At 63.5% G+C, this 14,183-nt stretch carries 9 protein-coding genes; 4 read left to right on the top strand and 5 right to left on the bottom strand.

Translation table 11 applies throughout. The features are described from left to right. Positions 1–90 precede the first annotated feature (90 nt). Positions 91–2,247, top strand: a complete 2,157-nt coding sequence (locus ACODRW_RS16905) for a condensation domain-containing protein (RefSeq protein ID WP_488906256.1) — start codon at positions 91–93, stop codon at positions 2,245–2,247. A gap of 274 nt (positions 2,248–2,521) precedes the next feature. Here ACODRW_RS16905 and basC read toward each other — a convergent pair whose 3' ends face one another. Together basC and ACODRW_RS16895 are read right to left on the bottom strand one after the other, a co-directional pair. Further along, complete coding sequence (gene basC / locus ACODRW_RS16900) at positions 2,522–3,838, bottom strand: putative histamine N-monooxygenase (protein WP_488906255.1); 1,317 nt, start codon at positions 3,836–3,838, stop codon at positions 2,522–2,524. 86 nt (positions 3,839–3,924) lie between these two features. After that, entirely contained in the window at positions 3,925–8,307 is a 4,383-nt protein-coding gene (locus ACODRW_RS16895) for an amino acid adenylation domain-containing protein (RefSeq protein WP_488906254.1), read from the bottom strand. A gap of 124 nt (positions 8,308–8,431) precedes the next feature. On the opposite strand from ACODRW_RS16895, the gene ACODRW_RS16890 reads away from it, so the two are divergent. The 3 genes from ACODRW_RS16890 (at position 8,432) to ACODRW_RS16880 (ending at position 11,223) form a co-directional block, all read left to right on the top strand. Beyond that, the gene (locus ACODRW_RS16890; protein WP_488906253.1) at positions 8,432–8,728 is read left to right on the top strand and encodes a phosphopantetheine-binding protein; all 297 of its coding nucleotides are present in this window, start codon (positions 8,432–8,434) and stop codon (positions 8,726–8,728) included. A gap of 442 nt (positions 8,729–9,170) precedes the next feature. Beyond that, entirely contained in the window at positions 9,171–10,334 is a 1,164-nt protein-coding gene (locus ACODRW_RS16885) for a histidine decarboxylase (protein ID WP_227106163.1), read from the top strand. A 517-nt stretch (positions 10,335–10,851) separates the two neighbouring features. Next, positions 10,852–11,223: a hypothetical protein gene (locus ACODRW_RS16880; protein WP_227106162.1), complete on the top strand. Its 372-nt coding sequence runs from the start codon at positions 10,852–10,854 to the stop codon at positions 11,221–11,223. 61 nt (positions 11,224–11,284) lie between these two features. On the opposite strand, the gene ACODRW_RS16875 is transcribed toward ACODRW_RS16880, so the two are convergent. The 3 genes from ACODRW_RS16875 to ACODRW_RS16865 all read right to left on the bottom strand — a co-directional run bounded on the left by ACODRW_RS16875 (position 11,285) and on the right by ACODRW_RS16865 (position 14,170). Beyond that, a complete protein-coding gene (locus ACODRW_RS16875) occupies positions 11,285–11,761 on the bottom strand; it encodes a hypothetical protein (RefSeq protein ID WP_146176754.1) in 477 nt (158 codons plus the stop codon). Between the two features lie 130 nt (positions 11,762–11,891). Beyond that, entirely contained in the window at positions 11,892–12,917 is a 1,026-nt protein-coding gene (locus tag ACODRW_RS16870; protein WP_235085305.1) for a type VI immunity family protein, read from the bottom strand. Between the two features lie 59 nt (positions 12,918–12,976). Continuing rightward, complete coding sequence (locus tag ACODRW_RS16865) at positions 12,977–14,170, bottom strand: type VI immunity family protein (RefSeq protein WP_488906252.1); 1,194 nt, start codon at positions 14,168–14,170, stop codon at positions 12,977–12,979. Positions 14,171–14,183 lie beyond the last annotated feature (13 nt).

Raw genomic sequence — 14,183 nt, 5'->3', positions numbered from 1 at the left:
CGACGCGTCCTGTTGACTGGCGACCGTCAAAGGCCTCCCGTCGCCGCCCGCAACGATTATTGGCTGTTGAATTTCAGAAGGAGACCACTCTTGTCGCACCCCCACCCCGACATCCCGTCGCAGCGCCTGCCCCTGAGCCTTCACGAAGAACAATGCTGGCTATTGCAGCAGCAACACCCGGAACGCCTGAACCGCCTTGTCGACGCCTGGCGGCTGGACGAGCAAACGGACCTCGCCCTGCTGACCCTGGCGCTGCAACAGCTGATCCAGGCCCGGCCGGAGCTGAACGCCCGCTACCAGTTCAGCGACGACGGCGATCTGCGCAAATCCCATGTGGACGGCTGGCACCCTTGCATCGCCTTCCCGCGCATGAGCGAAGCCCAGCTAACCGAGCGCCTGCTCGCGCTGCGCGCGGCGCCCTGGGACGCGGAGACGCAGCCGCCGTTCCAGGCCCTGATCGTCCACACCGAACACAGCGCCGTGCTGGCGCTGAGCCTGCACCCCATCCTGGAGCCGGCCCAGCCCTTCAAGGCCCTGGCGGACGCGCTGGCCCAGGGCTATCGGCAACTGGATGCCGCCCGCCGCCCGCTGACGCTGACGCCGCTGCCCTTGCAGGCCGGCGAAACCGGCTACCGCCCGCCGGCGGCCGCCCAGCCCGCCGCCGACGGCCAGGACGCGATCGCCGCCGTCATCCTGAGCGAACTGCGCGCCGTGCTGGCCGAGCCCGGCATGAAGCCGGACGACAACTTCTTCGATTTCGGCGGCCATTCGCTGCTGGCCACCCGCATCATCGGCACGCTGCAAAGCAAGCACGGCATCCAGATCCGCTTCAACGACTTCTTTGAAGCGCCCACCGCCGCCGCGCTGGCCGCGCGCGCCACCGTCAGCGAACAACGCCGTCAGGCCGCGCCGTCCACCGAAGTGCGGCAAGCGCCGCTGGCGCTGGCGCAAGCCTCGCTGTGGCGCGCCTACGCCGCCTACGACTTCGGCACCATCTTCAACCTGCCCTTCGCGCTGGACTTCCTCGATCCGGTGGACGAAAACCTGTTCCGCCTGGCCTTCACGGACTTGCTGGAACGCCACGCCAGCCTGCGCGCCACCTTCCATCAAGAAGACGGCGCCGCGCTCCAGCGCATCGTGCCGCTGACGGAAACCGGCGGCTACAAGTGGTTCTGGAGCAGCGCGGAGAGCGAGGGGCTGACGCTGGCGGACGAAGCCGCCCACCGCTTCGACCTGAGCCGGGAACTGCCGCTGCGGATACGCTTCTTGCGCCACCCGGCCACCGGCCGCCAGACCCTGTCCTTCCTGGTGCATCACATGGCGATCGATGAATGGTCGCTCAATGTGATGATGGACGAGCTGGCGCTGGCCTACCGCGCCCGCGCCGCCGGCAAGGCGCCGCAATGGGCCGCCCCGGCGCCCTCCTTCCACGCCTTCGCGCTGGAACAACAGAGCCAGGGCGTCAACCCGCGCCACATGGACTACTGGACCGCCATGCTGCGCGGCGCCACGCCGGGCCTGCGCCTGCCGGACCCGGCCGCGCCGGCCGCCGCGCCCGACCAAGCCGCCGGCTTCAAGGCCAAATGGCTGGAGTTCAAGCCCGAGCCGGGCACGCAGGAAGCGATCACCGCCTTCGCCAAGCGTCATGACTCCTCGCTGTTCAGCGTGGTCTACACCGCCATCGCGCTGGCCCTGCATAAGCTGGGCGATCTGCCGGAAATCGTGATCGGCACCTCGTCCTCCGGCCGCACCGACGCGGCGTATTTCGACACCGTCGGCTACTTCACCACCATGGTGGCGCATCGGGTGCGCTTCGACCGCGGGCAATCGCTGGGCAGCCTGCTCAAGGACGTGACCCTGACCATCAACGACTCCATGGCCTACGCCGACATTCCGCTGGAACTGGTGCAAAACGCGCTGGGCATGACGCCGGCGGACGGCCTGCTGTTCGACGTCTACGTTCAGGTCCATGCCAACAACGCGCTCAACGGCGCGCTGCCGGCCCCGGACGGTGGCGAGATCCGCTACCGCCAGATCGACCCGGACAAGAGCGAATCCATGTTCGGCCTGCAGTTCGAAATCATGGAAGACGCGCACGACGGCTCGCTGCGCCTGGTCATCACCTACCGCGCGGAGCGCTACTCCGCCGCCCAGCTAGAGGCCATCTGCGCCACGCTGCACCGCTTGTTCGCGCTCTTGAGCGCGGGCGACGCCAGCGAGCGGAGGCTGGAAGAGCTGCTGGGCTAAGCCGTCGTTTACGGTCCGCTACGCGTCGGAGATACGGCGCGCAAAACCTTGACGCCCCCGCCCTCAAACGAGAGCGGGGGCGTCAATTCCATTCGGCTTCAGAGCCTATTCGCAATCTATTTCACCTTAGCTTGGCCCCAGGAAACCCCGCGTCCGATGCGCCCTAGGCCCAGTCCGCGTGGGTATCGCCTTCGGCTCCACCCACCCTACAGCGACAAGCAGCCTTCGTAGGGTGGGTGGAGCCGAAGGCGATACCCACCGGCCGGTTTAGAACCTAGCCCTGCGGCAGCCCATAATGCTGGAACGCCGAACGCTGCGGCAGGCGATAACGCGGCTGACCCAGCAACTGATTGATGATGGCCGCGTTGCGGATCGGGCCTATGCCCAGGTCCGGCGAGCCCACCCCGTGCTGGAAAATCTCCGCGTTCTGCACAAACACCCGGCCCGGCCCCTGATCGCGGCGGCGGGCGGTGAAATCCTCCTCCACGATGCAATCGCCCTGCGCGTCCACCTCCAGCACCGTCTCCTTCAAGCGCTCAAACCACTGCGGCCAGGCGTGGGCGTAGCCGGTGGCCGCGACGATGGCGTCCGTCTCCAGTTGGCAACGCTGGCCCAGCTGCCGGTGATGGCAAGTCATGCGCAGCGCGCCGTCCGCGCCCAGTTCCTCCAGCGCCTCCACATCGCAATTGGAATACAGCTTCAGGCCCGGATCGCGGCCGCCTATCGAACGCTCGTAGAGCAGATCGAAAATATCGCCGATGGTGGAGAAGCTGATGCCCTTGTACAGCAGGCCCTGGCCGGCCACCACCTCGCGGCGCTTCTCGCGCGGGATGCTGTGGAAGTACTGCATATAAGCCGGGGTGAAGCACTCCTGCCCCAGCTTGGAAAACTCCATCGGGTGGAAGCCCGGCGCGCGCGTGATCCACTGTATGGACGCCCCGGCCGCCACCTGCTCCGGGCTCAGCTCGCGGAACAGCGCCAGCACGCACTCCGCCGCGCTCTGGCCGGAGCCGATCACGGTGACGCGCCGGCATTGCGACAGCGCTTGTTGATTTGGGATGAACTGGGCGGAATGGATCACTCGCGGGTGACGGCTGGCGCGCGCCCACGGCGGCAGCCACGGCGAAGTGCCCACGCCCACCACCAGATCGCGGCCGGCGTAGCGGCGCATCCCGCCCGACGCCGACTCGCTGTCCACTACGAAACGCCCCGCGTCCGCGTCGTAAGCCACGTCCCGCACCTCCTCGCCAAAACGGCAGGCCGGCAGCTGCTGCGCGGCCCAGCGGCAGTAATCGTCGTATTCGATGCGCGGCACCAGGGTGTTGTCGTAGTAGTAGAACTGGTAAAGGCGGTCATGCTGGTGCAGATAGTTCAGATAGCTGAGCGGATGCGTGGGGTCCGCCAGCGTGACCAAGTCGGCCAGGAACGGCACTTGCAGCGTGGTGCCCGGCAACAGCAAACCCTCATGCCAGCGAAACGCCGGCTTGCGCTCCAGAAACACCCCTTTGATATCCGAGTGACGCGACAACAAAGCCGCCAAGCCCAGATTGAACGGCCCGATGCCGACGCCGGCAACATCTACGTTCGCCATTTCCATATGCGAAAAACTCCCAAGGTTCTATCAAAGGTTCTATCGATTGTCCCCAGGGCGGGATCGCCGCCCCGGGGTGAGTTTGATCAGGGCTGACCAGCCACCAGCAAGCGCTCCACATCCGCCACATTGCGGCAACGCAGCAGTTGGCCGGGCGACAGCTCCACGGCGAAGCTTTCCCGCATGCGCGCCGCGATGGCTTTCAGATGTTGGGGCAGCAAGCCCATGCTGCTGAAGTCCAGCAGCTCGTCGGCCAGCTCCTGGTAAGAACGCCCCAGCACGCCCAGATAAATGTCCAGCACCGGACGCCGGTGCCGCGTCGCCGCGGCCGGCGCCTCGACAACGGCGGGCGCCGCCTCGCGCTCCGGAGCCGGGGCATGGGCCGGCGCCTGCAACAAGGCGCGCGCGCCGCGGCGGTCCGGCTTGCCGTTTTGCGACAAGGGCAGTTGCGCCACCTGTAAGAAACGCGTGGGCACATGGGATTGCGGCAGGACGCGGCGCGCATGCTCGCGCAGATCCGCCGCGCTCGCCTCCGCGCCGGGCTTGGCCACGTAGAGCGCGCCGATGCCCAACTCCCCCTGCCGCTCGTCGCCCACATCCACCACCAGCACATGGGCCAGCGCCGGATGCTTGATCAGCTCCATCTCGATGTCCGGCAGCGATACCCGCACCCCGCGCACCTTGACGTAGCCGTTGACCCGGCTGTCGAACATCATCACCCCGTCCGGCCGGTAACGGCCGCAGTCGCTGGTGCGGAAGGCGCGCGCCTGCTGGCCGGCCTCGTCGCGCACCGTGACGAAGTCGTGCTGGGTCAGCTCGCCGTTTTCCAGATAGCCCAGCGCCAGATTGACGCCGGCGGTGTGAATGCGTCCGGCCACGCCGGCCGGGCAATGCTCGCCGCGCTCGTTCAGCAGCCAATAGCGGTTGCCGGGCAGCGGCCGGCCATAGGGCACCTTGGCGCTGTCCTCAGCGACGATGTCGTGCCAGATGCTCCAGATCGTGGTTTCCGTCGGCCCGCCCAAGGACAGCAGCCGCGCCGCCGGCAGAACAGCGCGCAAATCCGCGACGATGGACGGCTTGATGTAATCCCCGCCCTGGGCCACCAGCCGCAGGCTGTGCAGCCCGCCGTCCCGCCGGCAAGACAGCAACATCTCCAGCATGGCCGGCACCGTGCACCACAGCGTGACGCCGTGCTCGTCCACCAGCTGGTTCCAGCGCACCGCGTCCTTCTCCTCGCCCGCCTCCGGCAGCACCAGGGTGGCGCCGGCAGTCAGGCTGCCCAGCACGTCGAACACCGACATATCGTGGTGCAGCGGCGTCACCGACATGCACACATCGCGCTGGCTCACCTGCCAATGCTCCAGCGTGGCCCCGATGACATTGGCCGTGGCCCGGTTGCACAACACCACGCACTTGGGCTTGCCGGTGGTGCCCGAGGTGTACAGGTAATACGCCGGCGTCTCGCTCAGCGACAGCGCCTGCCAGCCGCCGCGCGCGGCCAGCGGCGCGGCCTCGGCCAGCAATTGCTCCGGCGTGGCCCGCGCATGCTCCGTCGGCAAGGGCTGGGCCGCCACCACCAAGTCCGGCCGGCAGTTGTCCAGCAAATAACGCAGCCGCTCCTCCGGGGACGCCGCGTCTATCGGCACCCACACCACGCCGCTGAAGGCGCAAGCCAGGGTGACGATGGTGTGTTCCGGGCTGCGCGGCAGGCATACCGCCACCACCTGGCCGGCGCTGACGCCGCGCGCCTTCAGCGCCGCCATCGCTCGGGACACCGCCTCGCCCAGCTCGCCGTAGCGTATCCGCCGCTGGCCGCTGATCAGCGCCACCCGGGCGTTGTCCGGGTCGAAGATATGGGCGGCGATGCGGCCGAGGAAATTCTCGCGCCGCGCCTCGGCTTCCACGCTGTTCAGCCGGTAATGGCCGTAATCCAGCATCCGCCCGGCCGGGGCCTCGAACACGCCGCTGTCCGTCACCTGCTCGATGGCCCGCTCCAACGCGCTCAGCACCGCGCTCACCAGCGCCGGTTCCAGCGCGTCGCGGGCGTAATCGATGTCAAACACCAGCGCGCCGTCCGCCCGCGCGGAAAAGCGCAGATCCATCGCCACCTGCGGCGTCTGGGTCAGCCCGCCGATCTGGCGCATGGCGCCGTCCGCCGCTGTTGGCCACGACAAGCCATTGGTCACCACCACCGGCAGCGCCGGGCCGGGGCCATGGCTCTCAAACAGCATCCGCGCCAGGTCCACGCCGGAGAAGGCCAGGTGCTGCAAGCCCTCCATCACGTCCGCCTGCAAGCGGCGGCCGCGCTCCGCCAGGCTGTCCAGCCCCGCCTGCCACGCCACCGCGATAAAGCTGGAACGGTTGGAGAAACCGCCGGACGGCAGCGGCGCCACCGGCACCGCCACGCACAAGCCGCCCTCGTCCAGCCAATGCGACAACACCTCCAACACCAGCGCCATCACCGTGGTGTTCTTGAAAAAGCGCTGCCCATTGCCCAGCTTGCCCAGCCGCTCGAAACGCTCCGCGCTCACCGTCAGGCTTTGCCGCTCATAGCGCGCCACGCCCAATTGATCCAAGGGCTTGCGCCAAGGCAGCCGCGGCACGCCCCCGCAATCGGCCAGCTTGTTTTTCCAATACAGCGCATCCGCCTTGCGGGCTTCAACAGAAACCTCGGCCGCCGCGGCGGCGGCCGGTCTGCTCGGCTCCGCCATGCCCTGGAACAGCTCCAGCATCAGCGCGGCGATGGAGCGTCCATCGACAATCAAGGCATCGAAACGCGCAAACATCGTCAAGCTGTCGTCCGGCAGCAGGAACAGCGTCAGCTCCCAAGGCGCGTGCTCCAGATCAAACAGCGCGTGGGCGTAATCCTCGCGCGCCGCCGCCACCCGCTCCTGGGCCGCCGCCGGCGACAAGGCGCGCAAATCCACCTCCCGCAGATTCACCCGCGGCTGCGCGCGGACCCGCTGCCGCAAGCGCGCAACGTCTATCACCGTGCGCAGGCAATCGTGACGCCGCACCATCTCGCCCAGCCGGGCGCGCAGCAGCGCCGGGTCCATCGTCCCGTGGTATTCGCGGAACTCCTGCATCGCCACCCCGCCCAGCGGCAGCTGCGCGGTGCGGCCTAATAGATACGCCTGCTGCAACACCGACAGCGGCGTTTCCGCCTCCGGCTGCGCCAGCGGGCGCTCCAGCGCGGCCGGGTCCGCCGCCACGGCGGTGGCCAGGGCCACGAAATCGTTGAACAGCTGCGTGATCCAGTCTTGCGGCAAGGCGTCCAGGCGGATGTCCCAATTGATCAACACCCCGCCGTCCGCGCTGACGATCTGCGCGTCCAAGGCCACCTGCGGCCCCTGCGAAATCACCCAGTTCATCGCGCCGAAGGCGCGCCGCACCCGCTCCGAGAACAGCTCCCCGCCCGGCATGTCCAGCGCCGCGGTGAACACCACCGGTGCGATCTGCGGCGAACGGTGATGGCGGGACAGATCCCGCATCAGATTGACGCCCGGATAAGCGCAATGGCCGGCGCGCTCCAGCAACTGCGCGGCCAGGTTTCGGCACAGCGCGCCCAAAGTCGGCGCCGCGTCCAAATCCACATCCAGCAACACCAGATTGGCGAACTCCCCGATGATGCGCTCCGCGCCCTCCAACAGCGGCGGCCGCCAGAACACCGGCACATTCAGCCGGAAACGACGGTCCCCACTGGCCGCGCCCAAGGCCTGGGCGAACACGCCCAGCATCAGGCCGGACAGTGTCAGCCGCTGCGCCTTGGCCAAGCGCCGCAAAGCCTGGCGCTGCTCCGGCGCCAGCCAGGCGCACAGACGCTGGCTGGACGCCGCGCCCACCGGCCCCTGCCGGCGCGGCAAGGACGGCGCCGGCGCGATATCGGCCAACTGCGCGCGCCACCACTCGCGGTCCCGCTCCCGGGCCGCCTTGAGCCAGGGCTCGTCCCGCGCCCGGTCGCACCACTCAAAGAAGGACGGCGTGGGCGGCGTCTCCGCGTCCGGGGATTCGTAAAACAGCGCCAAATCCTCTATCAGCACGCGGAAGCTGGACGGGTCCACGGCGATCATGTCCGCGTCCACATGCAGCCGGCTATCGCCCGCGCCAAACAGGCTGATGGAAAAACGAACGGCTTGACCGGTTGCCAGGTCAAGCCGCTGATGAGTCCACTGCTGGCGCTTGGCTTCCAGGCGCTGCGCCAGCGCCTCGCCCTCCAAGGCGGTGAAATCCTCCACCTCCAGATGGGGCGCTTTGTCCGCCGCCGCCAGCGCCTGCATGCCGTCCGCCGTTACGCAGGCGCGCAGCATGGCGTGCTCGCGGCCCAGCCGGGCCAGCGCGGCCACCAAACGCGGCAGCTCAATGGCCTGGCCGTCGAACTCCGCATACAAATGCGCAGAGACGCCACCCAGATCGGAATGATCGCCCCGGCCCATCCAGCAGGCCGCCTGCATTGAAGTCAGCTCTCTCATTGCGCACCCATGAAAATTGACAAATGGATTTCTTGCATTTCTTCCATCTCCATATGGCATCTCTAAATGCGAATGATTATAATTTACATTTTTAGCGTGATGCAATGATCCAGGTGAAATCGTCATGACGAATGAAAAAGCAATCAGCACCACCCCGCCGCAAGCGGACGGCGCGCCTCAAGCAACAGCCGCCAACCCGCGCCAATGGCTGCATGGCCGGCTGCGGCAGCTGCTGGCGGAAGACGGGGAACTGAACCCCACGGAAAACCTGATGTATTACGGCCTGGATTCCCTGCGCCTGATGACGCTGGCCGCGGAGCTCAACGCCCGCGGCATCCCCGTCCGCACGGAAGAACTGAGCCGCACCCCCACCCTGGCGGGCTGGGAAGCGCTGCTGGACGCCCGGCAAACGGACGCTTGAAGCATGGCCGCGGCCGGCGCGCAGAACCGGCCCTTGGAACCTGTTTACGACCTGCTGCGCGTCGTGAGACGCCCCACGGTGAGTACGGCTTCGAAATGCTCATGCGCCACGAGTGCATGCCGCTTCCTCAGCCGCAACGCCTTGTCTCGCGCTTGCTCGCCAGAGCGTAAACACGCACTAAAAACCACTAACAAAACCCTAAAACAGACAAAACCGGGCGCCAACCCACGCCCAGCCAACAAGGAAGAACACCAGCAATACCCACCCACCAAGAACCCATTCACGATCTTGCAAGCCGACAAGACAAGGCGAGAACAGCCAAGAAAGCGGAATGCGCGCAAAGTGCATGAGCATTTCGAAAGCGTTCTCAACGCCCTGTCTAAACTATCCCGTCGCCGCGCAGCGGATCGTGAACAGGTTCTGAGAAACCACGGAGTCACCCATGTCGCTGTCCCAACTTGACCAAAACCGTATCGAATCTTTTTGGCAGTACTGCTTGCAACACCAATATTTCAATCTCGCTTATCCAGAGTCAGCCGACTTCGACTACGCCCCCTTGCACCGCTTCCTGCGCTTCTCCATCAACAACTGCGGCGACTGGAACGAAAGCAGCAACTACCTGCTGAATTCCTTCGACTTCGAACGCGAAGTCATGCACTTCTTCGCCGAACTGTTCCACATCCCCTTTGACCAAAGCTGGGGCTACGTGACCAACGGCGGCACCGAAGGCAATATGTTCGGCTGCTACCTCGCCCGCGAACTGTTCCCGGACGCCACGCTGTACTACTCCAAGGACAGCCACTACTCCGTGGCCAAGATCATCAAGCTGCTGCGCATCAAATCCCGCGCGGTGGATTCCCTGCCCAGCGGCGAAATCGACTACGACGATCTGGTGGCCAAAATCCAGCAAGACCAGGAACGCCACCCCATCGTCTTCGTCAACGTCGGCACCACCATGAAAGGCGCCGTGGACGACATCGGCGTCATCCAGGACAAGCTGGCTAAGGCCGGCATCCCGCGGCGGGACTACTACCTGCACGCGGACGCCGCGCTCAGCGGCATGATCCTGCCCTTTGTCGACAGCCCGCAGCCTTACTCCTTCGCCGACGGCATCGACTCCATCAGCGTGTCCGGCCACAAGATGATAGGTTCGCCCATGCCGTGCGGCATCGTGCTGGCCAAACGCAGCAATGTGTCGCGCATCTCCGTGGAAATCGACTACATCTCCGCCAACGACCAAACCATCAGCGGCTCCCGCAACGGCCACACCCCCATGATGTTGTGGGCAGCCATCAAGAGCCGGCCGCTGGCGGAATGGCGTCGCAAAGTGCGCCATTGCCTGGACATGGCCCAATACGCGATAGACCGTTTCCAGTCCGCCGGCATCCAGGCTTGGCGCTGCAAGAACTCCATCACCGTGGTCTTCCCCAGCCCGTCTGAACCGGTATGCAACAAACACGGCTTGGCCAGATCCGGCGGCGCGGCCCACCTGATCACCACGCCCCACCACCACGACAGCCAGCGGCTGGACCGCCTGATTGACGACATCATCCAGGACCTGGGCGCCGTGACGGCCCCGGCCGGCGCCGCCATGAACGCGGCTTAGAACCTATTGACGATCTGCTGCGCGTCGTGAGACGTGACACGGTGGCATTGCTCCGAAATGCTCATGTACCGAAGCTACATTCCGCTTTCTTAGCCGCTGCGCCCTGTCTCGCTCTAGCTCGCAAGATCGTAAACACCTTCTTAGAACCGGCGTGTGATCGCCGCGCCGCGGCGCTGCAACGCCAAAAGCCGCCCGTAAAGGGCGGCTTTCTGCTGTAATCCCCACCCCGGCCCGCCGCCGCCTTGACGCTGGGCCTTGCCCCCCTTACTCTGCCCATGCGCTGCGCCAAATAACGCAGCCATGGGCTGGGAGGCCCGTTCTGAACGTTTCTTAGCAAATCGCTTGGCTGCGATTCGCTATGTGCTCATGCGTCTGCCACCACCGGGCGGGCTCATGGCACTGAGCCCCTAAGGGGCTGCCGTGGAACGTTCCGGTCCTCCCACTTTGTCATGAGCCTGCCCACGCCTTCCGTGCGTGCCGCGCAGGCTTCCTTAAGCAAATGTTTGTGGAGGCCATAGTGAATATATTGAATATCTCCCAACCAAACCCCGACCCCGACGCCTTGATGGAAACCCTCGCCGCCAGCGCCACCCCCGTCCTGCAACAGCTGCAAGACCTGCTGACAGCGCTGCGCGTCAACGCCCAGGGTTGCTCGGAACTGGAAACATTGAGCCAACAGCTGGACCGCCGCTATCTGGACGTGGACGAAAGCATCACCCGCGGCACCATGCACCTCCACTATGCCAGCCAAAACCTGCACGCGCTGCTGACCCTGCTGCAAAGCTGCCCGGAAGACAAAACGCTGAACTGTGACCAAATCGTGACCTTGCTGGAACCGGTTCGGCAGGAACTACAAACCAGCCACAGACTGATTGGCTCGGTGATGTAGATGTGAAAACGCCGCAGCGGGCGCTGCGGCGTTGCCGACTATGCAGTTACAGCCAAAACCATCAATCAAATAACGATTCTTGCCGTTGCGCCAGTTCCGGGCATGCCTGATCCAACAACTGGTCCAGAGTCAGTCCGGAAGGCTCGGCCAGCTTCTTCCTGGAAATCGTTTTACCTTTGACGGCGCTGAGCTCAACGCCGGCATGCTCGGCCAACAATTGCCGATCCGCCAGATTGCCCGTCACGATGTAGTAATACCGAGCGGCAAACGACCACCACTCCTGCTCAATAATCTCCGGCTCCAGCCGGTATACCAAGCCGCTTGGTGACGCGACAATCGCCGCCAAACGGTCCGCGCTGACCGCCACCAAGGCCGTGATCTTGCTGCCGTCGGACTCGCCCTCCACCTCCCCGGCAACGCCATCCTGCAAGGGCAAACCCGCGCTCCGCATTCTCGCCAGCAAGCGAGCCGGGTCCGCAACAAGCTCTTTTGTCTCCCAGGTGACATCCTGATTATTCAAATCCACTCGTGCATTCATTTACTGTCTTTCGCATTTTTCGTATTAATACTGCGCCTACAAGCTAAGCCTAATGATCACCGCTACTCGCGCTGCCGATACCAGACAGTGTGCTGCCATAACTTGATCTAGGGAAGCCCGGCCTCGCCGCTCAAGCACCGGCCGGCGCGGGAGAGGGTGGGCTGAGCACCGGCGTCGCATCGTCAAAACGCGCATACCAGCTCACGGTTTCGGACTTGTCGAACCCATTCTGTTGAGGCAGGTGGTAATGCAGGGAGCCTGGTTCCGTGGTGCGTATCGATCTCACCAAGTGACTGACCACCACATAGGGCTCCGGAGGGCGGGCATTAGGCGCGCCCAAGTCAGGGTATGGGCCCGCCTGAATCATCAGTCCGCTTGTATATCGGCGTATGGAAATATCGTGCCAGGGCGCTAGCTTAGCGCGAATCACTTCTTCGCCATCCAACTGCTCTACGAACTCATTTCCCAGAATCGTGTACCAGTCTGCGCCCTTGATATGACTCTTCAACTCGAAGCCTCCGGCGCTGAAGGAGCGGGTGTCGATATTCAAGCCGATAAACCGTTGTGCAAGCTCATACTCATTGGGCAAGTACCGATGATAGTCATATGGCAGGATGGGAGACAGGCCACCATAACCATGAACCGGTTGTAAGGCGTCACAGATGAAGGCTAGCAGCTGTTGGTACTGACCAAGGCTTGCTTCATCGAACACAGTGGCCGCGGGCAGCACGATTTTGAAAAATGACTTATCGCCCCAGCCTTCGTGAATGCTTTGCTGCGTCAAGCAGGAAACCGAGTATTCCGGAGCCAAGTCCGGCACGGCTTCGCTACTGACAAACCACTCAATCCGCTCGTGCGGGTCAGTGATGGCCAAGATCTTGTCTTTGGACTTCTGATAATCGGATGCGCCCATTTTCCTGGTTTTGGCATCCATGTATTTCTGCCCTTTTAGCTTCGCACCAAAGAGGGAGTAGAAGCTGTCGAAGCACTCGATGAGCTTTGCCCTGACCTCAACTGTGCAGCCCTTCTCAAAGAAAAAAGTGGCAATCAGCCCTGGGCGCACCACAATGGCATCATCCGTGCCCAGGGTCCAAACCAGCTCATCTTGGTATTGCTGTAGTCGCTGTAATTGTCGTGGAGTTTCTACTTGCTCCATTGCTCCATCCCTACCCCATCTGCATGCCTGCGGATGCTTAAGCATTCCTCTTCAATGGCTCATCTGGCGCCGGAGGCCGGTTCTCGATACCAGATCGTGCTGCCATACGTTGAGCTCGAGAAATCAGGCATAAGCTCACCTTGGGTGAAATATTGCCGAGAATTCTCCACAGCGGGCGTCCACCAATGCCCACTCTCAGGGCAAGGCTTACCGGCCTCGCATCGCCCCCCATGTACTGCTTGTGCCGGTAGCGGTTGCCCCTCCGGCAACGGGATACCGTCAAAGCGCGCATACCAGCTCACGGTTTCGGACTTGTCGAACCCATTCTGTTGAGGCAGGTGGTAATGCAGGGAGCCTGGTTCCGTGGTGCGAATTGGTTTCACTACATGATTCACTGCCACATAGGAAATGGGGGCGCCGTCTTCCGGTGCGCCAAGGTCAGGGTACTCTCCGGCTTGGATAATCAAGCCACCAGGGTAGGTGCTCAGAACGATATTCGGCCAGCTTGCTAGCTGAGCGCGGAGTGATGTTTCTCCTCCCAATTTCTGAATGAACTGACTCCCCAAAATGGTGAGCCAGTTGGCGCCTTTGATATGGTTTTGCAACTCGTGCGCACCGGCAGAAAACGACATGCTGTCCACATCCAGCCCAATGAAACGCTGCGCCAGTTCGTACTCATTGGGCAAGTAGCGGTCAAAGTCATAAGGTAGGACTGGCGATAGGCCGCCATAGCCATGAATGGGGGAGAGAGCATTACAAACAAACTGAACTAAATTCTGATAAATAGAGGTGCCGTTTTTCTCAAACAATAAGGTATGCGGCAGAGTGAACTTCAAATAGGATTTATGCCCCCACGTTTCGTGTAGTTCTCGTCGTGTCAGACACTGCATGGCATAGGCGGGAGCCCTCTCCTGAGTGGACTCTGAGCTTAACGTCCACTCCAACGCATTATGCGGGTCAACATTGGCAAGAGCGGCATTCCTATTGGCGGCATAACCATTTTTGGACATCTTGGTATAGTTGCCGGAACCAATTTGTTTTCCTTTTAGATGGGGACCAAACTGGCCATGGAAATAATCAAAACACTCCACTATTTTTTCACGTACCGCAATCGAGCTGCCGCCCTCAAAGAAAAAAGTGGCAATCAGACCTGGTCGCACCACAATGGCATCATCCGTGCCCAGGGTCCAAACAAGCTCATCTTGGTATTGTTGTAGCCGCTGTAATTGCCGCGGCATTTCTACTTGTTCCATTTCGCCATTCCTA

It is taken from the genome of Chromobacterium sp. FG89 (genome assembly GCF_057808735.1).
Note: the sequence above shows the minus strand (reverse complement) of the source record. Positions and strands in the feature narration are given on the sequence as shown.